Annotated in this window: 20 protein-coding genes; 9 read left to right on the forward strand and 11 right to left on the reverse strand. The window is 71.3% G+C overall.

The window, feature by feature from the left end; genetic code table 11:
* Nucleotides 1-68: 68 nt before the first annotated feature.
* The 5 genes from QSK18_RS22990 (at nucleotide 69) to QSK18_RS23010 (ending at nucleotide 8146) form a co-directional block, all read left to right on the forward strand.
* Nucleotides 69-1193 (forward strand): hypothetical protein, encoded by a 1125-nt coding sequence (locus QSK18_RS22990; RefSeq protein ID WP_232809999.1) that lies wholly within the window; start codon nucleotides 69-71, stop codon nucleotides 1191-1193.
* A 90-nt stretch (nucleotides 1194-1283) separates the two neighbouring features.
* On the forward strand, nucleotides 1284-1583 hold the full coding sequence (locus QSK18_RS22995) for a hypothetical protein (protein ID WP_352396624.1): 300 nt from the start codon (nucleotides 1284-1286) through the stop codon (nucleotides 1581-1583).
* Between the two features lie 47 nt (nucleotides 1584-1630).
* A complete protein-coding gene (locus tag QSK18_RS23000; RefSeq protein WP_232809997.1) occupies nucleotides 1631-1942 on the forward strand; it encodes a hypothetical protein in 312 nt (103 codons plus the stop codon).
* Nucleotides 1943-1979: 37 nt separating this feature from the next.
* Nucleotides 1980-3290, forward strand: coding sequence for a hypothetical protein (locus QSK18_RS23005; protein ID WP_232809996.1), 1311 nt, complete (start codon nucleotides 1980-1982; stop codon nucleotides 3288-3290).
* An 83-nt stretch (nucleotides 3291-3373) separates the two neighbouring features.
* A complete protein-coding gene (locus tag QSK18_RS23010; RefSeq protein ID WP_285623114.1) occupies nucleotides 3374-8146 on the forward strand; it encodes an FtsK/SpoIIIE domain-containing protein in 4773 nt (1590 codons plus the stop codon).
* A gap of 41 nt (nucleotides 8147-8187) precedes the next feature.
* Here QSK18_RS23010 and QSK18_RS23015 read toward each other — a convergent pair whose 3' ends face one another.
* A complete protein-coding gene (locus tag QSK18_RS23015) occupies nucleotides 8188-8397 on the reverse strand; it encodes a hypothetical protein (RefSeq protein ID WP_232809994.1) in 210 nt (69 codons plus the stop codon).
* A gap of 156 nt (nucleotides 8398-8553) precedes the next feature.
* On the opposite strand from QSK18_RS23015, the gene QSK18_RS23020 reads away from it, so the two are divergent.
* Complete coding sequence (locus tag QSK18_RS23020) at nucleotides 8554-9252, forward strand: helix-turn-helix transcriptional regulator (protein WP_232809993.1); 699 nt, start codon at nucleotides 8554-8556, stop codon at nucleotides 9250-9252.
* 67 nt (nucleotides 9253-9319) lie between these two features.
* Here the strand turns inward: QSK18_RS23020 and QSK18_RS23025 are convergent, their stop codons facing one another.
* Nucleotides 9320-10789, reverse strand: coding sequence for a glycoside hydrolase family 26 protein (locus tag QSK18_RS23025; RefSeq protein ID WP_285623118.1), 1470 nt, complete (start codon nucleotides 10787-10789; stop codon nucleotides 9320-9322).
* A gap of 1118 nt (nucleotides 10790-11907) precedes the next feature.
* Here QSK18_RS23025 and QSK18_RS23030 point away from each other — a divergent pair.
* On the forward strand, nucleotides 11908-12303 hold the full coding sequence (locus QSK18_RS23030) for a helix-turn-helix domain-containing protein (RefSeq protein ID WP_232809991.1): 396 nt from the start codon (nucleotides 11908-11910) through the stop codon (nucleotides 12301-12303).
* A 373-nt stretch (nucleotides 12304-12676) separates the two neighbouring features.
* Here the strand turns inward: QSK18_RS23030 and QSK18_RS23035 are convergent, their stop codons facing one another.
* From QSK18_RS23035 to QSK18_RS23050, 4 genes are all read right to left on the reverse strand, one after another.
* A complete protein-coding gene (locus QSK18_RS23035; RefSeq protein WP_232809990.1) occupies nucleotides 12677-13849 on the reverse strand; it encodes a D-alanyl-D-alanine carboxypeptidase family protein in 1173 nt (390 codons plus the stop codon).
* Between the two features lie 99 nt (nucleotides 13850-13948).
* Nucleotides 13949-14674: a calcium-binding protein gene (locus QSK18_RS23040; RefSeq protein ID WP_232809989.1), complete on the reverse strand. Its 726-nt coding sequence runs from the start codon at nucleotides 14672-14674 to the stop codon at nucleotides 13949-13951.
* Nucleotides 14675-14842: 168 nt separating this feature from the next.
* A complete protein-coding gene (locus tag QSK18_RS23045; RefSeq protein WP_232809988.1) occupies nucleotides 14843-15778 on the reverse strand; it encodes an RICIN domain-containing protein in 936 nt (311 codons plus the stop codon).
* A gap of 88 nt (nucleotides 15779-15866) precedes the next feature.
* Nucleotides 15867-16694: an alpha/beta fold hydrolase gene (locus tag QSK18_RS23050; protein WP_285623123.1), complete on the reverse strand. Its 828-nt coding sequence runs from the start codon at nucleotides 16692-16694 to the stop codon at nucleotides 15867-15869.
* Nucleotides 16695-17065: 371 nt separating this feature from the next.
* Here QSK18_RS23050 and QSK18_RS23055 point away from each other — a divergent pair, with 371 nt between their 5' ends.
* Nucleotides 17066-17506: a hypothetical protein gene (locus QSK18_RS23055; protein WP_352396625.1), complete on the forward strand. Its 441-nt coding sequence runs from the start codon at nucleotides 17066-17068 to the stop codon at nucleotides 17504-17506.
* Here QSK18_RS23055 and QSK18_RS23060 read toward each other — a convergent pair.
* The 3 genes from QSK18_RS23060 to QSK18_RS23070 form a co-directional block, all read right to left on the reverse strand.
* Complete coding sequence (locus tag QSK18_RS23060; RefSeq protein WP_285623127.1) at nucleotides 17452-18648, reverse strand: MAB_1171c family putative transporter; 1197 nt, start codon at nucleotides 18646-18648, stop codon at nucleotides 17452-17454. The genes QSK18_RS23055 and QSK18_RS23060 overlap by 55 nt on opposite strands.
* Complete coding sequence (locus tag QSK18_RS23065) at nucleotides 18645-19157, reverse strand: M78 family metallopeptidase domain-containing protein (protein ID WP_285623131.1); 513 nt, start codon at nucleotides 19155-19157, stop codon at nucleotides 18645-18647. The genes QSK18_RS23060 and QSK18_RS23065 overlap by 4 nt, the downstream gene beginning before the upstream one ends.
* An 81-nt stretch (nucleotides 19158-19238) precedes the next feature.
* Complete coding sequence (locus QSK18_RS23070; protein ID WP_232809983.1) at nucleotides 19239-19691, reverse strand: Lrp/AsnC family transcriptional regulator; 453 nt, start codon at nucleotides 19689-19691, stop codon at nucleotides 19239-19241.
* A gap of 126 nt (nucleotides 19692-19817) precedes the next feature.
* Here QSK18_RS23070 and QSK18_RS23075 point away from each other — a divergent pair, with 126 nt between their 5' ends.
* Nucleotides 19818-20435 (forward strand): LysE family translocator, encoded by a 618-nt coding sequence (locus tag QSK18_RS23075; RefSeq protein ID WP_285623135.1) that lies wholly within the window; start codon nucleotides 19818-19820, stop codon nucleotides 20433-20435.
* Here QSK18_RS23075 and QSK18_RS23080 read toward each other — a convergent pair.
* Both QSK18_RS23080 and QSK18_RS23085 read right to left on the reverse strand, forming a co-directional pair.
* Complete coding sequence (locus QSK18_RS23080) at nucleotides 20432-22207, reverse strand: ABC transporter ATP-binding protein (protein WP_285623138.1); 1776 nt, start codon at nucleotides 22205-22207, stop codon at nucleotides 20432-20434. The two genes, QSK18_RS23075 and QSK18_RS23080, sit on opposite strands and share 4 nt — an antisense overlap.
* A complete protein-coding gene (locus tag QSK18_RS23085; RefSeq protein WP_285623141.1) occupies nucleotides 22204-23937 on the reverse strand; it encodes an ABC transporter ATP-binding protein in 1734 nt (577 codons plus the stop codon). The genes QSK18_RS23080 and QSK18_RS23085 overlap by 4 nt, the downstream gene beginning before the upstream one ends.
* Between the last annotated feature and the right edge of the window lie 92 nt (nucleotides 23938-24029).

The following is a 24029-nucleotide window of genomic DNA, read 5'->3' on the forward strand; positions in this document are numbered from 1 at the left end:
CTCAGCCCGAAACGTGTGTTCTCGAGCAGCCTTGAGCACACCTGAGCAGATACGGAGGCACCCGCGCCGTGGCCGACGGACAGCCGGACCTTCAGATCAACTACGACCAGCTGCACAAGCTGGCCAACGACGCCCGGACGCTCAAGGACAACCTCGACAACGAGGTGCCGGGCCTGAGCACCGGCATCAGCGGTGTGCGCAAGCGGTCCGAGGCGATCGGCAGCCAGAAGCTGTCCAGCTCGCTGATCAAGTTCCACACCGCCTGGGAACAGCCGTTCAAGGACGCGATGGACCGCCTCGGCGACCTGGCCGGGCTGCTCGACGGCGTGGCCACCAAGTTCTTCGACATGGACAGCGACTTCGCCACCAAGTCGAGCAGTTCGCTGGCCAGCCTGATCCTGGCCCAGTGGCAGGGCAAGAAGGACGAGTGGGACCGCTACCAGGCCACCAAGGACCTGAAGTTCACCCCCTCACCGCTGTGGGACGAGCACGGCAACAAGGTGCAGGGCGAGGCCGTCCCGCTGATCCCCTGGGGCACGATCCCCGAGGACCCGGGCGCCCGGCCCACCCACACCGACGCCCAGTCGATCTACAACGAGCAGCACAAGGACAACAAGAACGTCTCGGCCCCGGTCTTCGACGGCAATCCGGCCAAGACCGACAGCCAGTACGACGAGTCCGGCCGGCTCACCTCGCAGACCTCGAAGAACACCTCGCAGGAGGGTCTGGCCTACGAGACCACGACCACCTACAAGTACGAGGGCGACAGCGAGCGGCCCAGCTCGACCAGCACCACGCTGAAGCACGGGGACGGCTCCACCGAGACGATCGAGACCAAGTACACCTACGACTCCGACGGGCAGATCACCTCGTTCGTCAGCGACAACAAGTTCGACGACCCGGACGACGACGACAACGACAGCACGTCGACGACCACGACCACCCCGACCCGCGACGCCCAGGGCAACGACACCGGGTACACCGCGGTCAGTGTCGAGGACGGCAAGGAGACCAAGGTCGAGGTCACCAACAACAAGACCCCCGACGGCACCGCCATCGACGCCAAGATCGACAACGACGTCAAGGTGATGACCGACGAGGACGGCACGGTGCGCAAGTGGAAGGGCAACGCCGACACCGACGACTGGACCCAGACCGAGGGCCCCGGCCTCTACGAGGACGAGGACGACTGACCCGCGGCGGTTCTCGGCCCTGCCCTTCCCTCTCCCTGAGCGCCCGGTGACCGCCGGGCCCGACCGAAAGGAACCAGCCCCTTGAGCGACATGAAGGTCGTCTACGAAGACGTCCAGGTGGTGGCCACGAAGCTGCGCCAGGTGGCCACCGACACGGTGCCCAAGCTGACGCTGATCCAGAACGCGGTGAACGGCCTGCTGGCCGACGGCGGCGGTCTGTGGCTGATGCAGTCCAGCCCGGTGCTGAACGAGAAGTACCAGGCGTTCAACACCTCGGTGACCCAGGCCGTCAACAGCATTCCGTCCTGGGCCAACCAGTTCGAGAACATCGTGGCCCAGCTGCGCGACATGGACGCCCAGATCGTCGAGGCGGCCAAGGCCACCGGCTGATCGCGGTCCCGCCCTGACCTGACCGAAACCAGCGAGAGAAGCCCGCCATGCCCGACGTGAACGTCGACCCGGTTGCCGCGCGCAACGTCATCAAGGTCATGAACGACAACAAGGACACCATCATCACCGAGCTCGACGACCTGCTCGCCAAGGTCACCGCGCTGCTGACGAACGACGGCGGCCTGTGGCTGAAGCAGTCCAGCCCGGTGATGAGCACGGAGTTCGCGACGTTCCAGAAGAACCTGCGCGACGCGATCGCCAACATCAAGAACTTCGGCGACAGCTTCGAGAGCACGATCAAGAACCTCGAGGACCTCGACCTGGGCTACTCCAAGCCCTCCGAGTCCGCCGACGCCTGATCCCCCACCTCCGCACGGACGCCAGGATGCCTAGTTCATGAGCGGTATCAGCCTGAGCAGGACGACCGTTCTCACGGTCGTCCTGCTCGTCGAGGTCGCCGTGGTCCTCTTCTTCGTCGCCCGCTGGTACAGCCGGCGATGGGGCTGGAAGTCGACCTTCGGGCGGATCCGCCGTTATCTACGGGCCACCTTCGCCGACCTGGTCAGGCCGGCGGTGCAGGTGTACCGGTTCGGCCGGAACGTGCGCCTGATCGCCGCCCAGCTCAACGATCCCGAGCTGGGCGGCGTTCTGCGGACCGGTCTCGGCGACGCGAACGCCCGGCTGGCCGGGGAGCCGGACACCCGGCCGTTCGCCGCCCTGGTCTCGCGCACCACGCTCACCCTGGCGCTGTCCGGCCTGCGCCGGGTGGAACCGGGCCAGGGACCCTGGCGGATGCGTGAGAACCGTTGGGAGGCAAACCGTCAGGCGGTCACGCCCGGCCCCGCCGACCTGGTCGACGACGTACCGGCCGTGCCGGTCGTTATCGGGGCCGAGAACGGCACCGTCACCCTGCTCGACCTGCTGCGCGCCCCCGGGGTCATCGAGGTGACCGGTCCCGACCGTCAGGTCGGCAGCCTGATCTGTGCGGTGGCTGCCCAACTCTCGGCCCGGCTGGTCCCGGCCGGGAGCCTGGAGCCGGACGTCGTCGTGGCCTCCGGTCTGCATCCGCGCTTCTCCGGCCCGCAGCCCCTGGCCGTGCTGCGTGACCTGGACGCCCGGGCCCGCACCGGGAACTACCAGCACCCGCTCACCGTGCTGTTCTGCGGGCCGCTCAACGACACCGAGGCCGACCTGCTCACTGCGGTGGCCCCCGGTCTGCCGATGCTTCGCGTGATGATCGCCGGCCCCTACGCCGGGCGCCGCTGGAAGCTGCCGCTGGACGAGACCGGACGGGTGGTGGCACCGGAACTGGGGCTGTTCACCGACTCCGCACCGGTCGAGCGCGGCGTGGCCCGGGCGCTGAAGAAGCGCGCCTCCGGCGGGATTCCCGACCGCCCGGTGGCCCGGCCCGCAGCCCCGGCCCCTTCTGGACCTCGGCCTGCTGCTCCCCCGGCCCCGGCCCCGGCTCCGGTCGTCCCGGCCTACCTGGAAGAGCCGGAATACGAGGAGACGCCGCAGTACTCGTACTCCCCGGCCCAGCCGGAGTTCGAGCCCCAGTACCAGACCACCGGGGGCTGGGAACGCCCAGAAGCCCCTTCGGCGTGGGACCTGGACGAGCCGGAACCCGCCTCGCCCCAGACCGGCGGTCTGAGTGTGAGCGCGGTCAGCGCCCGCGACCAGGAAGACGACCGAACTTCCCGCCCCTGAACGACTTCCGGCCCCGAGGCCGGCGAACTGGACAACTGGGTTCCTGCCCCCGCAACGGCAGCCCGGCGTGAAAGGACCTACCCGTGCAGCTGGTGATCAGCGTCGCCACCCCGGCCGAGGACGACCCCGACCAGCTGGCCGCCGGCGGCGCCTCCCCGGTCCCGGGTGAGGCGCCGCTCGCGTCGCGGAGCTGGGACGTCGTCCTCGACGTGCACAAGGAGACCCCGATCGGCGTCCTGGTGGGCGCCGCGGCCGGGACCGGCGGCGCGGTGGTGGACAACCTGGCCCCGGCCGCCACCGGCGCCTCCGCCCAGGCCTGGAGCAGCTACGCCGAGGCGGGCCCGGCCGGGCAGCCCTACGTGGACGGCCGGCCGGTCGACCCGGAGGCCACGGTCGCGCAGATCGGCCTGGTCTCCGGGCAGCGGATCGGCCTGACCGCCCCCACCCCGCCGGACGACGCGGACTGGCGCCCGGCCGAACCCGGGGTGGACTGGCTGGAGATCCACGCCGTCGGCGGCCCCGACGCCGGCCGGATCTGGCCGATCGGCTTCGGCACCTACGACATCGGTCGCGCCCCGGGCAGCTGGATCCGCCTGGACAGCGACCAGACCCCGCTGCAGGGGCCGGAACTCACCGTCGACCAGGACGGCGTGGTCTGGCTCTCCGGTCTGGGGCAGACCCGGCTCACCCAGACCGGCATGACTCTGGCCGACGAGACCGCCACCGTGCGCGGCGGCCGGCTCAGCCTGCCCGAACCGCCCCGCGAGGAGGTCGGCAGCCCGGACCCGAAGTACCGCCGGGCCCTGGAGGACGCCGCGATCGAGTACGCGGCGCTGATGGAAGGACACCAGGGCGCCCGCCGCTGGCCGGTCGGGATGGACCTGGCGATCGGCGACACCCTGCTGCGCCTGGCCCGCCGCTTCGACCCGGACGCCGCCCTGGCCCCCGCCGAGGACCGGATCGGCCGCGACTTCAACCGCCCGCCGCGCCTGGTCCCGCCGCTCATGCAGCCCCCGGTGAAGATGCCGACGCCGCCGAGACCACCGCAGCGGCGCCGCATCCCGCTGCTGATGATGCTCATGCCGATGGTGATGGGCCTGGCCTTCGTCTTCTTCTTCAAGTCGTACTTCTTCCTGCTGATCACCCTGATGACCCCGCTGATGCTGCTGGGCAACTGGGTGGCCGACCGGCGCAGCGGGGCCCGGCAGTACCGGGAGGACAGTGCCGAGTACCGCCGGCGCCGGATGCAGGCCGAGAAACAGGTCTTCGCCAGCATCAACGAGGAACGCCTGGCCCGCTGCGCCGCCTCGCCCGACCCGGCCCTGGTCGGGCTGATCGCCAACGGCCCGAGCAGCCGGCTCTGGGAGCGCCGCCGCACCGACCCGGACTTCCTGGTGATGCGGCTGGGCACGGTCGACCAGCCGTCGCTGATGGAACTCGACGACCCGGCCCGGGAGGAACCGAACCGGCGCTACCGCTGGACGGTTCCGGACGCCCCGGTCGGCGTCTCGCTGATCGAGCGCGGCGTGGTCGGGGTGGCCGGGGAACCGCAGGACACCGGATCGATCGTGCGCTGGATGGTGGCTCAGGCGGCCACCCTGCACAGCCCGCGCGACCTGCGGCTGTACCTGTTGCTGGCGCCAACCGGCATGGGCGGCCCGGCCGGTCAGCCGGTCGAGCGCTGGAACTGGGCGCGCTGGCTGCCGCAGGCCCGCCCGTTCGCGGCCGGCAGCGGTGGCCCGCTGGTCACCGTCGGGAACGACCCGGAGACCATCGCGCACCGGGTGGGTGAGCTGAACCAGCTGATCAAGGCCCGGCTCGAGGCCCGGGGCTCGCAGCTGGGCACGGTGCTGTTCGCCGAGCCGGACGTGCTGGTCGTGATGGACGGCGCGCGCTGGCTGCGGGACGTGCCGGGGGTGATGAACATCCTGGTGCAGGGACCGGCCGTGCGGGTCTTCACGATCGGCGTGGACGCCCTGGAGCGGCTGCTGCCCGAGGAGTGCACCGCCGTGGTCCGTGCCGACCACGACGGGCTCACCCTGCGCCAGCGCGACCTGCCCAACGTCACCGGCATCCGGCCCGACGACGTCAGCCCGCAGTGGTGCGAGGACGTGGCCCGCTCGCTGTCCAGCCTGCGCGACGTGACCCCGGACGAGATCGCCGGCCTGCCGCAGCAGGTGAACCTGCTCGAACTGCTGCGGGCCGAGCCGCCCACGGCCGACCTGATCGCCGGGCTGTGGGCCCGCCGCCCGGCCTCCACCACCTTCCCGCTGGGCAAGGGGTTCGACGGCACGGTGGCCTTCGACCTGGTGCGGGACGGACCGCACGGGCTGATCGCGGGCACCACCGGCTCGGGCAAGTCGGAGCTGCTGCAGTCGATGGTGGCCTCGCTGGCCGCCGTGAACCGGCCCGACGAGCTGGTCTTCGTGCTGGTCGACTACAAGGGCGGCAGCGCCTTCCACGCCTGTGTGAACCTGCCGCACACCCTGGGCATGGTCACCGACCTGGACGAGGCGCTGGCCCTGCGGGCGCTGGAGTCGCTGGCCGCCGAACTGCGCCGGCGCGAGCAGATGCTGGCCGACGCCGGGGTGAAGGACCTGCTGGAGTACCGGGCGCTGCGGGCACGTAGTCCCCGGATGGCCCCGATGCCGCGGCTCCTGCTGGTGATCGACGAGTTCGCCACGATGGCCCGCGAGACCCCCTCGTTCGTGCCCGGTCTGGTCAGCATCGCGCAGCGCGGCCGGTCGCTGGGCATCCACCTGATCCTGGCCACCCAGCGCCCGGCCGGGGTGGTCACCTCCGACATCAAGGCCAACACCAACCTGCGGATCGCCCTGCGGGTCACCGACATCGGCGAGAGCCAGGACGTGATCGACACCCACGACGCCGCGCACATCTCGGCCCGGACCCCGGGCCGGGCGCTGGCCCGGCTGGGGCACCGCTCGACCATGCCGTTCCAGACCGCCTACGTCGGTTCCCCGATCGCCGGCGAGGAGGACGAGTCGGCCGCGGCCGACAAGGTCCTGCCGCCGCCGCAGGCCGAGCGGCTCACCTGGGGCCGGCTCGGCCGCCCGGTGCAGCTGGCCGACCGCCACGACGACCCGGCGGCCGACCTCTCCCTGCCCGGCGACGAGGCCGAGCGCACCGACCTGGACGCCCTGGTCGAGGCCATCCAGGAGGCCGCCCGCCAGGCCGAGGTGCCGGTGCAGCCGAGCCCGTGGCTGCCCGCCCTGCCGCCTCTGCTGCTGCTCGACGACCTGGACCGGCTCAACCGGGAGCAGGGGGTACCGGTCTTCACCCGGGACGGGCTCACCATCGCCTCGTTCGCCCAGGCCGACCTGCCGGCCCACCAGAGGCAGCAGACGCTGGCCTTCGACCCCAGTACCGAGGGGCACCTGTTCGTGATCGGAGCACCCCGGGCCGGGCGCTCGCAGGTGCTGCGCACCCTCGCCGGCAGCCTGGCGCGTTCCAACTCCAGCGCCGACGTCCACATGTACGCCATCGATGCGGCCGGCAGCGCGCTGAGTGTTCTCACCGACCTGCCGCACTGCGGCGGGGTGGTCCCGCGTGCCGACACCGAGCGCCTGACCCGGCTGATCACCTGGCTGGCGGGCGAACTGGAGCGCCGGCACCAGCTCCTGGCCCAGCACACCGTGGCCGACCTGCCCGAGCTGCGGGTCAAGCTGGGACGCGAGGCGTCTCAGGCCGCCCCGGCCCACATCTTCCTGTTCGTCGACGGCTGGGACGCCCTTGCCACGATGCTGTCCGAGTTCGACGGCGGTGCGCTGTACGCGGTGCTGCAGGAGATCCTGCGCGAGGGCGCCGGGGCCGGGATCCACGCGATCATGACCTCCGAGCGGGCCCTCAGCGCCGGCCGGGTGGCCTCGCTCAGCGACAACAAGCTGATGCTGCGGATGACCGACCGCAGCGACCTGGGCATCATCGGGGTGCCGGCCAACCGGCTGCCCACCGTGATCCCGCCCGGCCGGGCCTGGCGCACCCAGGACCAGGTCGAGGTGCAGGTGGCGTTGCTCGCCGCCGATCCCTCCGGCCAGGGACAGGCGCTGGCCCTGCGGGCGATCGGCCTGGACGCCGCGCAACGCGACCAGCACCTGGCCGACTCTCGGCGTCCACGTCCGGTGGCCGCTCTGCCGTCCCAGGCCGCGTTCTCGGACCTGTTCGGCCGCTGGCCGCAGGCCGAGCGCCAGCCGCTGCACGCTCTGCTGGGGGTCGGCGGCGGCGACCCGACTCCGCTGACCGTCGACTTCAGCGGGCGGGCGCACGCCTTCCTGGTCGGGGGGCCGTCCGGCTCGGGCCGTAGCAATGTGCTGGCCACCCTGGGCATCTCGCTGCTGGCGACCGGCACCAAGCTGATCGTGATCACGCCCCGGGAGTCGCCGTTGCGGCGGCTGGCCAACCACCAGTCGGTCCACCTCCTGTCCGGGCTGCGCCCGAACGTCGAGGAACTGCGGGCCCTGGTCGCCCCGGGCGGGCCCGGCGGCAGCCAGACCGTGCTGCTGATCGACGACGTCGACCTGCTCGGCCCGGGCCATCCGCTCGACCCGGTACTGCGTGAGGTCGCCTCGGTCGGCCGGGACCGCGGGCTGGGCATCGCCTTCGCCGGGTCCGGCGAGGTGCTCACCGGTCCGGCCGGAGGCTGGCTGGGCGAGGCCAAGCGCAGTCGCCAGGGCGTGCTGCTGGCCCCGCAGACCAGTCTGGAGGGTGACCTGCTGGGGATCCGGCTCACGCACAGCCAGATGCGGGTGCCGGTGCGGCCGGGCCGCGGCTACACCACCCTGGGGGCGGGACAGGGAAAGGCGCAGATCATCGCCATTCCGCACACCACACTGAAATGAGCCTGGCGAAAGTTCCGGTCACGCTCGGCAACTGATCGATTTCAGGTCCGCCCTCCGGGGCGGGCCTGAATTGTTTTGCGCACTGTCGCGGGTCTTTCACGGTCAGCAGCATCCGGCTCTGTATCGGTCGGCGGGCGGAAAAAGTTCTCGGCGCGCTGATCAGCAGTTTCTTTATCAGAGAACGGGATCTGACGTTGGCTTAAGGTTCCGATCATGTCCTTAAGGGCCAAAATCGCGGTATAGATAGACACCCGTCGTTCAATCCGGACGCCAGGAGGTTCAGAACCAGCGGAAATGCGTCTGGCGGAAACGCTGGTTCTCCCGATCCTCTCGGCCGGTACCGGCCGGAAGCAGCCCGGCCGAGCGGCACAACAGGACCCGTGACACGTGGAAGCGATGGTTCGAGCATGAGCGTTGGCCCGCAGACCAGCCCCCGCACCTGGCCCGGAACCAACCGGCCGGCCGTGGTGAGCGAGCGGTACCCGAGAAGGATCGGGATCGCCGTCGAGGCGGCCGACGTGTTCAGCCGGGCCGGCGTGGCCGGCCTGGTCGGCCCCGGCCAGGGCATCCAGCTGCTGCCCACGGCCCAGCTCCCCCAGGCCGACGTGGTGGTCGCCGTGGCCCCCCGGCTGAGCGGGCGGCTGCTGCACCGGCTGCGGGTGCTGCGTGAGGTCTGCAAGCCGCCGTTCGTGCTCATCCTCGATGACATCGATGACGGCGACTGGCTGGCGGCGGCGGAGATCGGGGTGGCCGGCGCGATGTCCCGGGCGCAGATCACTCCCGACCACTTCAACGACCTGATCCGCACGGTGGCCGAGGGCGACAGCCAGCTCCCGCCCCGGGTCCAGGGCCAGTTGCTGCGCGAGGTGGCGCACCTGCAGCAGAACGTGCTCGCCCCGCGTGGGCTCACCGCCTCGGGTCTGGAGACCCGCGAGGTCGACGTGCTGCGGCTGCTCGCCGACGGTCTCGACACCGCCGAGATCGCCGAGCGGATGAAGTATTCCGAGCGCACGGTGAAGAACATCCTCTACACCATGATGACCCGGCTGAACCTGCGTAATCGGTCCCATGCGGTGGCCTACGCGATGCGTTCGGGCATCATCTGACAACGTGGTCAGAAGAAAACCCCTGGTCATTCGACCGGGGGTTTTCTTCTGAGCGGTGCCGGCCGGGCTACTTCCCCAGCAGCTCCTTGAACGTGTTGCCCGAGGCGGTGTGCGTGGACAGCGCATGGTTGCCGTTGTCGCCCACGTCGTACTCGAAGTACGCCTGGTAGGCCACATTGTTGTCCGGGTCGTTGATGAACTTGTACATCTGCTCGATGTAGTAAGGGTTGTCGCCGCCGCCGTGGCCGTCCGGCCGTTCCCACAGACCCCATTCCGGCAGGGTGATCGGCTTGCCCTTCGACCGGGCGAAGTCGGCCCAGGTCTTGAGCCCGAAGGTGCCGTTCAGCTTGTCGTTCCAGGCGGCCTTGCGGCGCTGCAGCTTGCAGGCCTCGTCGCAGTCGGCCGGGAACGGGTAGGCGCCGGGGGCCCAGGAGATGTCGTAGATGTCGACGCCGACGTAGTCGACGTACTTGTTGCCGGGGTAGTAAAGACGGGAGTCGTAGGTCTCCCCGCCGATGTTCGGGTTCCAGTCGAACTGGAGGTTCTCGGTGCCCGGGACCGAGCGCATCGCGTCGACGATGTGCCGCCAGTACCCGATGAAGTTCTCCTTCGTGTCCGGGTGCCAGCGTGAGGCGCTGAGGTTGAACTCCCAGCCCAGCCGGATGATCGAGTCGCCCTGACCGGCGGCCACCAGGTTCTGGGCCAGCGTGCGGAAGTGCTCGTCGTACTCGCCCCGGGCCCCGGCCGCCATGGTGGCCGACATGTCCTGGGTGGGCAGCATGGCGGTGGCGTAGACCATCCGGTAGCCCGAGCCCTTCCAGGCCTCGAGCATGTAGTGCGGGTTGGCGATCTCGTCCCAGCTGGTGCGGGTGGAGAAGTCCATCGCGTAGTCGACGTCGCGGCCCAGCCACTCGCCGAACTTCTGCACCTCAGCGGCCGAGGTGCCGCGGAACACACCGACCTTCACCGCTCCGGCGGCCCCCACCGTGCGCGGTCGGCCAGCGCTGTCGGCACTGTCGGCGGCCTTCTTCTGAGCCGCCTTCTCGGCCTCCTTGGCCGCGGCGGCCTTCTGGGCGGCCCGGGCGAGCTTCTCCTTGTCGACCATCTGGTCGAGCGCAGGTGCCCGGCCCAGGTTGGTCGGGTTCCGGGCGGACTGCGTCTCAGCGTCCAGCGCGGAGGCCGCAGCCGAGGGGGTGGCATGCATCGACACGGAGGGCAGTTCACTGACCGCCGTGGTCGACGTCATCGCCGCAGTGTTCTCCTGGCCGTCGCCGGGGATCTTGTCCACCGCCACCACCACCCCTCCGAGCACCGCGAGCACGCCCAGGGCAGCGGCCGCGATCTGGGGCAGCTGCAGGTGGCGGCCACGGGCGGTGCGCTCGGTGTTCTCCTGCTCCCGACGGGCCCGGCGGCTTCCCGGCCGGGCCTCGGCGCGGCGAGCACCAGGCTGCGGCTGCTCGCGGCGGGCATCGGCCCGCGATCGACGCGAAACCCCGCCCTCCGCCTCGCTTCCGGAGCCCAAGCTCTCGGCGATCACGTCGTCCGAAGCACTCCCAGAGCCCAGACGCTCAGCGGCACCGCCGTCCAACACATTCCGGGAGCCCCGACGCTCAGGGCCCCTGCCGCCCGGCACACTCCCGGAACCCAGGACCTCGGCGATCCCGCCGTCCGCCCCACTCCCGGAACCCAGACGCTCGGCGACCCCGCCGTCCAACGCACTCCCGGAACCCAGACGCTCGGCGACCCCGCCGTCCGCCCCACTCCCGGAACCCAGACGCTCGGCGACCCCGCCATCCGCCCCACTCCCGGAACCCAGACGCTCGACGACCCCGCCATCCGCCACACTCCCGGAACTCGGGGACTCGGGGACCCCGCCGTCCAACGCATGCTCAGAGCCCCGACGCTCAGCGTCCCTGCTGCCCGCCCTCCTCCTGGAGCGCGAGCTCAGACGCTCGGCGACCCCGCCGTCCATGACATGCCCGGGCCTCAGCCCCGCGTCGGTCCGGCCATCCCCAACGCCACGTCCGGCCCCACCGTCCACGACATGCCCAGGCCTCAGCCCTGCGTCGGTCCGGCCATCTACGACACCACGTCCAGCCCCAACACCACGTTCATCTGCACGGCCACGTTCACCCGCGCTGACACGCCCCCTGACCACGGCGTCCGCCACACCCCCGCCGACGAAACCCTCGCGCCGTTCGGACCGGCCGACGGCGAAGCCCGTCGAACGCAACGGGGCGGAGGGCGCCACCGCGACCGGGACGGGGCGGTCGATCGGCTCCTCGTACGGGTCCAGCCCGTAGGGGTGCGCGGGGCGATCAGGCATGGACGGGCACCGGCCTTCTGCTCCGGCCGCACGAACGACTGGCCGAGGGCTACGACCGCGTGCACACGCCGGAACGACGATTGGTTACGTTCAGAGAGCGTAGCTGCTGACTTGGCCGGTTTCGCTCGCTTGACGAAGATTTGACCGTCACTATAAGTCGCCGTAATGCAGCAGGTCAGAGTGCCTCTGCGCGGTGTCGAACAAGGCAGATCTCACTAACGCACCATGACATTCGTACGCCCCCAACGGTGACGTGACCGCACTGGTCGAGGCCCCCGGCAGCCCGAAGAGTGGAGGTACGCATCCGAGCCGGAGGGGAGAACCGCATCATGTCCTGGAGCACCCGCGAGATCGCCGAACTGACCGGCGTCACGCTACGGACGGTCCGGCACTACCACGAGGTCGGCCTGCTGCCCGAGCCGCAGCGCGGAGCCAACGGCTACAAGCAGTACGACAGCGGCCACCGGGCCCGCATCCTGCGCATCAAACGCCTCACCGAGCTGGGCTTCTCACTCAGCCGGATCGCCGGGATGGGCGAGTGCGAGCAGGTTCCGCGCGAGGCCGTGACCGCCCTGCACGCCGAGCTCACCGAGAACATCCAGCGTCTCGAACGGGCCCGGGAGGACCTGCAGCAGATCCTTCGGGACGCCCCCGCCGGCGACGGGCCTGCTCAGGAGCAGGAACCCTGCCTGGCTGCGGACCAGACGGCGTTCTGCGCGAAATAGCCGGCCCCCCGCCCAAGAGCCGAGACCGGCCGCCGGACCGCCGTGATCGCACCCATCGCTCCGGCAACCGTCTCCAGCCCAACACCCCAGCGGCCACCTCCGTGCACTGCCGCCACATCCGCGCTCCGGCCGCCGGCTCTGTGCACTACCGCCGCATCCGTGCCCCAGCCGTCCCCCGCGCACTACCGCAGCCTCATGCCCGACCGCCGTCCGTGTGCACTACCGCCGCACCCGTGCCCCAGCCATCCCCCGCGCACTGCCGCCGCCCCAATGCCCGACCGCCGTCTCCGTGCACTGCCGCCACATCCGTGATCCAGCTACCGTCCCTGTGCGCTGCCGCCACATCCGCGCCCGGCCGCCGCCGTGAACCGTCTCAGCCGAGCCGCACCAGGTCCACCTTGATCTTGCGGCCACCGCTGTGCACCACGAGCTTCTTCGGGGTCTGCCCCTCGGCCAGCCCGCCCGGCAGCGAGATCCGGAACGACAGCCCGGCCCAGCCCGGCGACTTCACCGCGCTGCGCACGCCGTAGCGGTAGGTGCGGCCGTCGTCCTTCTGCACCGACACCAGCGCCTTGCCCGGCTTCAGCAGCGTGACCTCGCGCAGCGCCTTACGGGTCGAGACCACCATGTTCTTGCTGAACTTCTGCGCGTTGGCCGAGTAGGCGTCACCCCGGGCCCCGAGCATCACCCCGTAGATCGTGCGGGTCTTCCCGCCGACCACGTCGGTGGCGGCGAACAGCAGACACCCGCCGGCCGCGAAGGTGGTGCCGGTCTTGATGCCGATCACGCCGTTGGCACCCAGCAGCTTGTTGGTCGACTTCAGCTTGTTCTGCGGGATCTTCGCGCCGCTCTGGCGCACCACCTCACGGAACGCGGGCATCTTCATCGCCGCCTGGGCCAGGTCGAGCAGGTCCTCGGCGCTGCTGCGGGACTGCTCGTTCACCCCGGTGACATCGGCGAAGGAGGTGGAGTCGAGGCCCAGCTCGCGGGCGTTCTGGTTCATCTTGTCGATGAAGGCACCGGTAGAGCCGGCGTCCCAGCGGGCCAGCGTCTCGGCCAGGTTGCCGCCCGAGGCGATCAGCAGGCCCTGCAGCGCCTGGCGCTGGGTGAGCCGGTTGCCCGCCTTCACCTTCACCACCGAGGCGCCTTCCTTCTTCAGCCGGGTGTAGGCGCTGACGTCGGCCTTGGTGATCTTGATCTTCGGGCCCTTGGCCCCGGCCCGGAGCGGGTGCTCCTCGAGGATCGTGTACGCCGTCATCACCTTGGTGATGCTGGCGATCGGCACCGACTCGGTGCCGTCGCCGACCGCGCCGACCGTGCCCAGGCCGGCCACCTCGATCCGGGCCCGGCCGGAAGCCGGCCAGGTGATCGCCGGGCTGCCCGCCACCTTCTGGTCGGCCGCCACGACCAGCTGCGGCCGGGTGGCCGAGCCGGCTCCGGGCTGCGCCGAGGCCAGCTCCGGTACCACCGGCACCGCCAGGACGGCAGTGGTGAAGGCGGCCAGCGCTGCGTAGCGCTTCCTGATGGTGCGGCGGGGGATGTTCACGAGCCGAAGACTAGGGGAAAACGGACAAAGAGAGCGTCAAAACGAGGCAGCGGGTGCGCGGGTCACACCGGACCACAGCACACCCGCCGCTCGCGAGGATCAGGCCGGGACGTTGCCCTGGTAGATCTTGTCCTTCCCGGCCCCACCGAAGATCTTGTCCTTGCCGCCCTCACCGGCGATCAGGTCGTTGCCCGCGTTGCCGTAGAGCCGGTCGGCGCCGGCGCCCCCGAGGATCTCGTCGTTCCCCTTGCCGCCCTGGATCTCGTCGCGGCCCGTGTCGCCCATCAGCGTGTCCGCGCCCCCCTCGCCGGCCATCTGGTCGTTCCCCTGGCCACCGCTCAGCAGGTCCTCGCCGGCCCCGCCGAGAATGCTGTCGTCGCCGGCGCCGCCGAAGGCGAGGTCGTCGCCGCCCTCGGTGTCGATCAGGTCGTCACCGCGGCCACCGTCGATGAAGTCCATGCCGGCGGCCCCCAGCAGCGCGTCGGAGCCGGCCTCGCCGTAGATGACGTCGCCCCCGGCGCCACCGTCGACCGTGTCGAGCCCCGCGCCGGCGCAGATCAGGTCGTCGCCGCCCTTGCCGTCGATGATGTCGTCGCCACCGAGCGCCACGATCACGTCGTCCCCGGCCGTGCCGACCAGTTCGTCGTCGCCCTCGGTGCCCCGCACGGTCGCCTCCACCCCTTCGCACTCGAAGGTGGCGGCGGCGCGGGCGCCGGAGGCCACCGGGCCGGTGGCGGCGGCGGCCGAGGTGACGGAGGCCAGGAGCAGCCCGCTCACGCCGATCGCGGCGGCCATCGAGGAGAGCGCAATTCGCTTGCTGTTCATCGTGATTCGTTCCTTCCAACCGGTGATCGCTACGTGGACAAGCCTGCCCGGCAGGCCTGTCCCGCCGCGTCCGTCTCCGGGCTGGTCGGGGTGGTCACGCTTTGGTCGTACCGGGTGCGGCCCGCTCCACCGAAAGGAGTGGGCCGCTGCCCGGAAAGGCAGCTGGACTCAGCCGATCGTCCAGATGTGGTCGTCGTCCGGCGAGCAGGTGTAGAGGGTCAGCACCTGGCCCGGCTGGTTGCGTTCCTGGTCGTCGGCGCCCGACACGTCCAGGCACAGGCCGGTCTTCACGTGCTTCAGGTAGTAGCCCGCGCCCTGGGCCTCGGCCCGGAACATCTGGTTGTCGGTGGGCCCGGACTGGCACGGGCCGACCACCACCATGGAGCCCTGCGGGACGCTGCCGGTGCCGGGCAGGTCGAGGCAGTAGTTGGTCTTCAGGTTGCGGATCATCAGCTCACCGAACTGCTCGACCAGTTCGAAGTCCTGGTTGTCGGTGGCTCCCGGGATGCAGTTGTACTGGTTGACCACGGTGCCCACGGCGGGCACGTCGGAGTCGGGCAGGTCGGCGCACTGACCGGTGACCAGGTTGTGGAGGATGCCCATCGGGGCCAGCGGCGCGGCCTTGGGCGTCTTCGGGGCGGCCTTCTCCTCCGACTTCACCTGGTCGACCTGCTTGCCGCCGGTGCCCGAGCCGCTGCCCGAACCGTTACCGCTGTTCTTTCCGTTCCCCGAGGCGTCCGGCGAGCTCTTGCCCGCGTTCTCGCTCTTACGAGGCTTGGGGTCGGAGTCCTTGGTGGACTTGTCGTCCTCGGTCGGCACGGGCGGAACCGCGGTCAGGTTGCCGTCTTCCAGCAGGGCGCTGCCGTCAGGGCGGTCGCCGTCGAAACGGGCCACGCTGTCGACTGCGAGGGCGCCCCCGATCACGGCCGCCGAGACGATGGTGACGAACCCGAGAACCGCCGCGGTGCCCTGGAGTCCGCGGACCGACAGACCGAACGGCAGACGCGGTTGCGCCGAGGTGGATTCTCGCCCGGGGGAGGCGGACTCACCCAGATCGAGCTCACTCTCCGTGTGCTGTTCGGAACTCAGTTCGCGGGTCTCCACGATGCCCACCTTTGCACTAGAAGCGGTGTCAGGGAAACGGCCGGGAGCAGGGTCAGGCCCACTTTCCGCGATCCGGCCGGTCGAACGGTCAGCCGACCCCGGCGATCACCCCGGCCAGGGCCTCGGGCCGGGACAGGAACGGTGAGTGAGAAGTGTCCAGGGGGACGACCGTGGTCGGCCGGGCCGACACCGCGTCGATCTCCCGCACGAAGCGCTCCTGCAGCGGCAGCCGGATCATGTTGTCCTGGGCGCAGGTGACGTAGGTGTGCGGAACCGAGCCGAACCGTTGCGGCGTCACCGCGAACGCCTCGGCCGCGATGCCGACCGGTGCGTCGGTGTTCAGCAGACCGATCGCCGCCCCGGCGGTGATCGGGTCGACATCGGCGTAGAACGCCTCCCGGATCGCGGCCTGGCCGGCCGGGTCACCCGGGTCGATCCGCGACGCGCCGATCGCGGCCGGATCGCCCTGCAGCAGGCCGGTGCCCAGTTCACCAGCGTTCTCCTCGCTCCCCACGTAGGCCCCGGCCGGCACCCCGCTGACCGGAGCCAGGGCAGCCACGTAGACCAGGTGCGCGAACAGCGCCGGCTCCAGCTCGGCGGCCAGCGTGGCGACCACTCCAGCCATGCTGTGCGCCACCACCACGCAGGGCTCACCGTCGCCGATCAGCCGCAACCGCCGGATCAGCGACCCGGCGGCCGAGGTGGCGGTGACCGCGGCAGCCGGCGAGGGTTCCTGGGCGAAGGCGCCGGCGTCGAACGGACGCCCCCAGCGACCGGCCGGAGACACCCCCTCCAGGCCCTGTCCTTCCAGGTCGAGGGCCACCGAGGCGAGGTTGCGGGCGGCGAGCTGCTCGGCGACCAGACTCCAGGACCAGGCGCCGTGCCAGAAGCCGGGTATCAGGACGGTGTTCCGCATGGGCGACGACCCTACCCACCGGTTACCGATCCGGCCCGCGCAAAAGGCCGATATCGGGCAGGCCGCGGCCGCCGGTCCGGCTTCCCGATCCCCCTCCGGATCAGGCCCGCCCGGACCGGCGGCCGACGGCTCCCCCCATGGGCAAACTTCACCGGCCGGGTCCCTCCGGCCGCCGCGGTGACCCCCACCGAAACCGCGAAGACCGTCCTGGCCGGCGGGTCTGCCCCACCAGGAGAACGTTCTCTCCGGCGGTAAATATACTGTACGGACTCGCGTCGGTGAACCAGGCGACGTACATTCTCCTTTACGGTTCCATTGTGGAAGTACCGTTGGGCTCCACGGACCGCACCGACCAGACTGGGGGCGAGGGGTTGTCCGATCCCCGACCGGCGTTCGCCGACCGGCTGAACGAGCTTTTCGCCACGATCGGCCACCGCGACGAGAACGGCACCTGGCGGGAGTTCTCCACCCCCTACGTGGCCCGCACGATCAGCGAGGACCCGGCGCACGACACCTCGATGTCCCGGGTCTACCTGGCCACCCTGCGCTCGGGCAGCAACACCAACCCGACCATCGCGGTGGTCCGGGCGATCGCCGCCTTCTTCGACCAGCACCGGGCCCCGCACGACGCCCCGGTCACCGCGGCCTACCTGCTCGGCGAGGATCCGCAGGAGATCGAGTGGCGCCGCCGCCTGGCCGACCACCAGGTCCGCACGATCGCGATGCGGGCCGGGGAGATGAGCCCGCAGCTACGCCGTCAGGTGTTGCGGATGCTCGACGTGCTGGACGAGACCGCCTCCACCGAGGACTGATCCGTCATCGCCCGGGCCAGCCGGGCCAGCCAGCGGGCGTCCGAGTCCAGGTCGTCGCCGCCCAGCGCAGGCAGCACGTAGGGCTCCTCGACCGGGAGCCCGGCCTGCTTGCGGCGCAGGGCATCCTCGGTCAGCCGGGCCCGCACCCAGATCTGCGGGTCGGCCGTCTGCTCACCCTCGGCCCGGACCGCCACCTCGGGATCGTAGTAGGGCGCCAGTTGCACGATCATGTCGCGGATCTCGATCACCCGCCGGAAGTACGCCCGGTACGTCCAGGGCAGCCAGCCGCCGGCGAAGCCGGGCACGTCGCTGTCCAGCACCAGGTGCGGGAACGCCTCCCGCATCCGCAGCCAGAGCGGGCCCAGGGTGCGGTAGAGCCGGCGCCGGCGGCGGGCCTGGCGCACCCGGCCGGGCAGCGAGGCCACCGCCGGATAGCAGAAACCGATCACGATCAACGTGGTCCCGACCAGGACCAGCACCGGGTAGACCCGGCTGAGCAGGATCAGCCCCTCGTCCTCGGGCCGCAGCCCCTCCACCACGCCCAGCGCCAGCGCCACCCCCGACTTGGCCAGGCAGGCGACGAGCAGGGCGGCCAGCGCCACCGAGACGATGCGCAGACTGGTCCGAAGCCGCGTGCGGTGGGCGGCCCGGGCGTAACGCACCGACCACCAGAAGGCCTGCCCCAGACCGAAGGCCATGTAACCGAGGGCGGCCACGGTGAACAGCGCGCCGTGCCAGTCGTCCAGGTTCTCCAGGGCGCCGGGTGAGAGCCGGATGTTCAGCGGGGCCAGGCTCCAGGCGGCGATCATCACCGCCTGCGCAGCGAACAGGCCGAACAGCCGCCGGCGGAGCCGGGCCTCGGTGCCGGGCCCGCCCACCGAGTAGCCGTAGAAGGCCATCAGGCAGTAGGTCGCCGTCACCGTGAACAGGTTCAGCCAGAGCTTGGCCAGACCCGGCACGGCGTCCTCGACCAGGTCGTTCAGTCCCGGCAGGACCGGCAGCGGGCCGATGGCCAGGCAGAACAGCAGCCCGGTGACGGCGGCCAGCGGCCGGTCACCGGGTGAGCGACGCAGGTGCCGCAGCTTGGCGATGGCCGCCCACCACAGGCCCATGGCCAGGGCGAGACTGAACGCGGTGCTCACGACCACCCCTGCCCGCCGGTCAGCGCGTTGGCGATCCGCTCCAGGGCGGCGGCCTGGTGCGGATCGGTGACCGCCTCCGGGTCGCGCTCCCCCAGCCCGTCCCCCAGCCCGTCCGACCTTCCGGACCACTCGAACAGGATCGTCGCGATCAACTCGGCCTCACGTTCCTGACGGTTGTCGTAGGCGGTTCGCCGGTGCACCCGCACGGACTCCTCCGGATCCACCGACTCACCGTCGTGACCGGCGATGATGTGCCCCACCTCGTGCAGGATGATGTGCTCCTGATGGGCCGCGGTGGTCTGGGACTGGTAGACGATGACGTCGGCGACGTCGGTGGCCAGCCAGATCCCCGAGGGCCCGGGCTGCTCGATCGGGAACGGCATCAGCCGGATCGGGCGACCCCGGTGCCGGGCCAGCCGCCGGCACAGCTCGCGATGACCGAACGGCCTGGGCACGTCCAGTTCTCGCAGCAGGGCCCGGCAGCGCCGGCGCAGGTGTCGCTCACGCATCCGGGCTCACGCTACCGGTCCACCCCGTCACAAAAGTAACCTGTCTGGCAGATCACACCTTATTGCCCTTGAACGGCTCCTTCACAAGGGCAGGCCCCGCCCCTCGACCACGCTCTTCATCACCAGCGTCGAGGTCAGCTTCTGCACCCCCGGCAGGGTGGCGAGCTCGGTGTCGTACAGCTGCTGGAAACCGGTCAGGTCGGCGGCCACCACGCGCAGCAGGAAGTCGGGGGTGCCGAACAGCCGCTGGGCCTGGAGCACGTGCGGGATCTCGACCACGGCCTGCTCGAACGCCGCCACCGTGCGGGCGCTGCTCTCGGTGATGGTGACGAAGACCAGCGCCTCGAAACCCAGTCCCACCCGGGCCGGGTCGAGCTGGGCCCGGTAGCCGGTGATCACCCCCTCGCGCTCCAGCGCCCGCAACCGGCGATGGGCCGGCGACACGGTCAGGCCCACCCGATCGGCCAGTTCGGTGAGGGTCAGCCGGCCGTCAGCCTGCAGCTGCGCAAGAATTTCGCGATCAAGGTCGTCCACCGCGGGATTCTTTCCCATCCGGGCCCTGGTGACGACCGGATCCGGTCAGCACTTCCCGGCGTTTCCTCCGTACTTTTCTGTCTGGGCGGCAACCGGCCGCCGGAACCGGAAAGGCAGGTCGGCAGGATGACAATCGGGATGGTTGGCGCGTTCTGGGCGGTTTCGGCCCTCCTCGTGCTCACCCCGGGCGCCGACTGGGCCTACGCGATCACCGCCGGGCTGCGCTATCGGTCGGTGCTGCCGGCAATCTCCGGGCTGCTGGCCGGCTACCTGGTGATCACCGTGGTGGTCGCCGCAGGGGCCGCCGCGCTGATCACCAGCACCCCCGGCGCGCTCACCGTGCTCACCCTGGCCGGCGCGGGTTACCTTGCCTACCTGGGCATCACGACCATCCTCGACCCGCCCACCCCGCAGGCCGACGGTTCCGGCGAGGGTTCCTGGCTGACCCAGGCGGGCCGGGGCGCGATGGTCAGCGGGTTCAATCCCAAGGCGCTGCTGCTGTTCCTGGCCCTGCTGCCGCAGTTCACCGACCCGGCCGCGGCCTGGCCGCTGACCGTGCAGCTGGTCGCCCTGGGCGGCCTGCACATGCTGATGTGCGCGGTGGTCTACACCGGCGTGGGCACCGGATCCCGCACTCTGCTGCGGGCCCGGCCGGCTGCGGCCCGTCTGGTGGCCCGCTGCTCGGGAGTGGCGATGACCGCGATCAGCGCCGGTCTGCTGATCGAGCAGATCCGCCACTTCTAGGCGTCTTTCGACCAGGCCTTCCACAACTGGGCGTAGATTCCCCCGGCGTCCAGCAACTCCTGGTGCGAGCCCTGCTCGGCCACCCGCCCGGCCTCCATCACCACGATCCGGTCGGCGGTGACCGCCTGGGTGAGCCGGTGCGCCACCACCACCGCGGTCCGCCCTTCGAGGGCCTGCAGGGCCGAGCGTTCCAGCAGCCGTGCCCCGGCGCTACCGGCCTCCGCGGTGGCCTCGTCCAGGATCGCCACCGGCGGATCGGCGAGAACCAGCCGGGCCAGGGCCAGCTGCTGGGCCTGGGCCGCGGTGAGCCCGTGCCCGCCGTCGCCGACCACCGTCTCCAGCCCCTGGGGCAGTCGCTGGACCCATTCCAGCGCCTGCACTTTCGCCAGCGCCGCCTCCAGTTCGCCGGTCGAGGCCGAGGGCCGGGCCAGGCGCAGGTCGTCGGCCAGCGGCCCGGCGAAGACGTGCACCTCCTGGGTCACCAGGGCGACCGTACGGCGGATCCCGTCCGGGCCGAGGTCGCGCAGGTCCTGACCGCCGAGCCGGATCGTGCCCGACCGGGGCGGGTGGAAACCGGCAATCAGCTTGACCAGTGTCGTCTTTCCGGCCCCACTGGCCCCGACCACGGCGATCCGCCGGCCGGCCGGGAAGTCCAGATCCACGTCGGTGAGCACGTCGTGCCCGTCCAGGTAGGCGTGGCCCACCTTCTCAACACCTATGGACGCCGGCCCCGGCGCGATCTCGACCGTCCGGTTCCCGGGTGGGTCGGGCAGGTCGACGACCCCGACCAGCCGGGCCAGGCTGGCCGCGGCCGACTGCGCCTCGTCGAGCAGGAAGAGCGCGACGTTGACCGGGGCGAAGAGGCTGTGGAAGTAGAAGGCCGCGGCCGAGGCCGTGCCGATCGACACCGAGCCGTTGCCGACCAGCACGTAGCCGACCACCAGAACCCCCGACAGACCGAGGAACTCGGCCAGGTTCAGCCGCCCGAAGAAACCGGTCTGCAGGGTTATCCCGTCGAGCGTGCGCCCGACCGTGCGGGACGAGGCCTCGGCCACCCGGGGCAGCTGCCGCCCGCCCAGCCGGAAGGCCCGCACCGTACGGGCCCCGCCGATCGTCTCCAGAAGCTGTTGCTGCTGCTCCCCCGCCGCCAGCCGCTGGGCGGCATAGATCTTTCCGGAGCGGGCGAGGAACCAGCGCACGGTGAGCACCTGCACCGGCAGTGCGACCAGGGCGGCCAGCAGGAAGCGCCAGTCGAGCACCGCCAGGGCGACGAGCGTGAGGACGATCGCCAGCCCGGAGCGGGCGAACTCGGGCAGCGCCTCGCGGACCCCTTCACTGATCTTGGTGACGTCGTTGGTCACCCGGGAGGTCAGGTCGCCGGAGCCGGCCCGCTCCACCTCGGCGATCGGTAACCGCAGTGCCCGCTCGACGAACTGCTCCCGCAACCCGGCCAGCGCCGACTCCCCCGCGGTGGCCAGCCGGGCCAGGCCGAACGGGGTGAGCAGGGCCTGGACCAGCGCCACCACGGCGATCCCGGCGGCCGGCCCGATCAGCGCGGAGGACGGCTGACGCTCGGCCACGATGTCGACGATCCGGCCGAGCAACGGCTGGCTGGCCAGGCCCACCGCGGTGGCCGCGACCAGCAGCGCAACGCCGGACAGGGCCGCCCGGCGTTGCGGTCGGATCAGGATCCCGACCACCTGGCGGCAGCGCGCGCCGGTCGCGACCGGTAGCCGCACCCGCGAATCGTCCATTGTTGGAAAGGAACTCATGACAGCACCGTCGTCCGGTAGATCTCGTCGTCGCGGACCAGGTCGGCGTGCCGACCCTGGGCCGCACAGCGGCCCTCGACCAGCAGCACCACCCGGTCGGTGACGGCCAGCAGGGCCGGGCTGGTGGTCACCAGCACGGTGGTGCGAACTCCCCCACCTTCCCCGGCCGGATGGCGCAACCGGCGGATCCCGGCTGCGATCCGGGCCTCGGTGACACTGTCAACCGCCGTGGTCGGGTCGTGCAGCACCAGGATCGGCGCGTCCAGGTTCAGGGCCCGGGCCAGCGCCACCCGCTGCCGCTGGCCGCCCGAGAGGTTGCCCCCGCGCTCGGTGAGCACGGTGGCCGCCCCCTCCGGCAGGCTGCCGATCACTTCGTCGGCCGCGCTGGCGGCGAGCACCTCGGCCGTGAGCTCACCGCTCCCGCCGAGGTTTTCCAGCAAGGGACCGCCGAACAGCTCGGCGTCGTGGGCAGCGACCAGGATCTGGCCGCGCACCTGGTCGGGGTGCAGGTCGCTGAGCCGGTCGTCGCCGAGCCGGGCGTGGCCCACGTGTGGGTCGGTCTCCCGCCCGATGATCCGCAGCAGCTCCAGAGCGTCGGCCGGGTCACGCGGCACCACGCCGACGAGTTCACCCGGCTCCACCCGCAGGTCGATGTGCCGGAGGCAGCCGGAGGCCACACCCTCCAGCGAGAGCGCGGCCGACGCGGTACCGACACGGCCGTCTCCGCCCACCAACTCGGGGCTGGAGAGCACCTCGGCCACCCGCCCCGCACTCGCCCGGCCCGCCGCCAGTTCGGTGCCGACCCAGGCGAACACCTGCAACGGCCCGAGCAGGAACTGCGCCAGGCCGATCGCCGCGGTCAGCTCGCCGATGCTGATCACCCCGTCCAGCGCCAGCTTTCCGCCCACCGCGGCCACCAGGGCCAGGAAGACGCCGGTCATCAACAGGATCGCGCCCTCGTAGGCACCCCGGGCCCGGGCCGCCCGCACCGTCGCGGCCAGCGCCCGGCGGCTGGGCGTGCGGTAGCGCTCGACCGCGACCTGCTCGGCCCCGATGCCCTTGAGCACCCGCAGCCCGGCCACCAGGTCGGCGGCCACCCCGGAGGCGGCCGCGGCCTCTTCCTGCTCGGCCTCGCTGCGGCTCTCCAGCGGGCGGCCCAGCAGGTGGGTGAGCCAGAGCATCAGCGGCGCCCCGACCAGCACCACCAGCCCGAGCGGCAGGCTGACCCACAGCAGCGCGACCGCGGCCACCACCATGGCCGTGATCTGTGCCGAGGCCACCCCGACGGCCATCGCCACCGCCCCCGCCCGCTGGGCGTCGCTGGTGGCGATGCTGGTGAGGGCCCCCGGCAGCCGGCCTTCTTCGGCCCCGCCGCGCGCGTGCAGCACCCGCTCGGTCAACTGCAGACGCAGGTCGTGCGCGCTCCACTCGGCCACCGCCTCGATCTTGCGGGCACCGAACTGGTAGCTGAACGAGAGCACGGCGAAAACCACCGCCAGACCGGCGATCCAGCTCACCAGGCCGCCCAGCGCACCGGTCCCGGCCCCGGCCACCGCCTCGTCGATCACCCGCCCGATCACCACCGGCACCAGGACCTCGCCGAACTGGTGGGAGCACAGCAGCAGGGTGGCCACGACCATCTGACCGCGCCGGGCCGAGAGCATCCGGCGCAGGACATCCGGGCCGGTCACCGGCCCGACCGCGGCCGGGGAGGCACTGGACACGCTCATGTGAAGTGAGGCTAACCTAACGTTCGGGGCACTCAGCGGGCCCGCCGAATGCTGTCTGCCGACCCTCTCAAAAAGGCCGGTCCGGTGTCATG

Source organism: Kineosporia sp. NBRC 101677 (assembly GCF_030269265.1).
Classification (GTDB): domain Bacteria; phylum Actinomycetota; class Actinomycetes; order Actinomycetales; family Kineosporiaceae; genus Kineosporia; species Kineosporia rhizophila.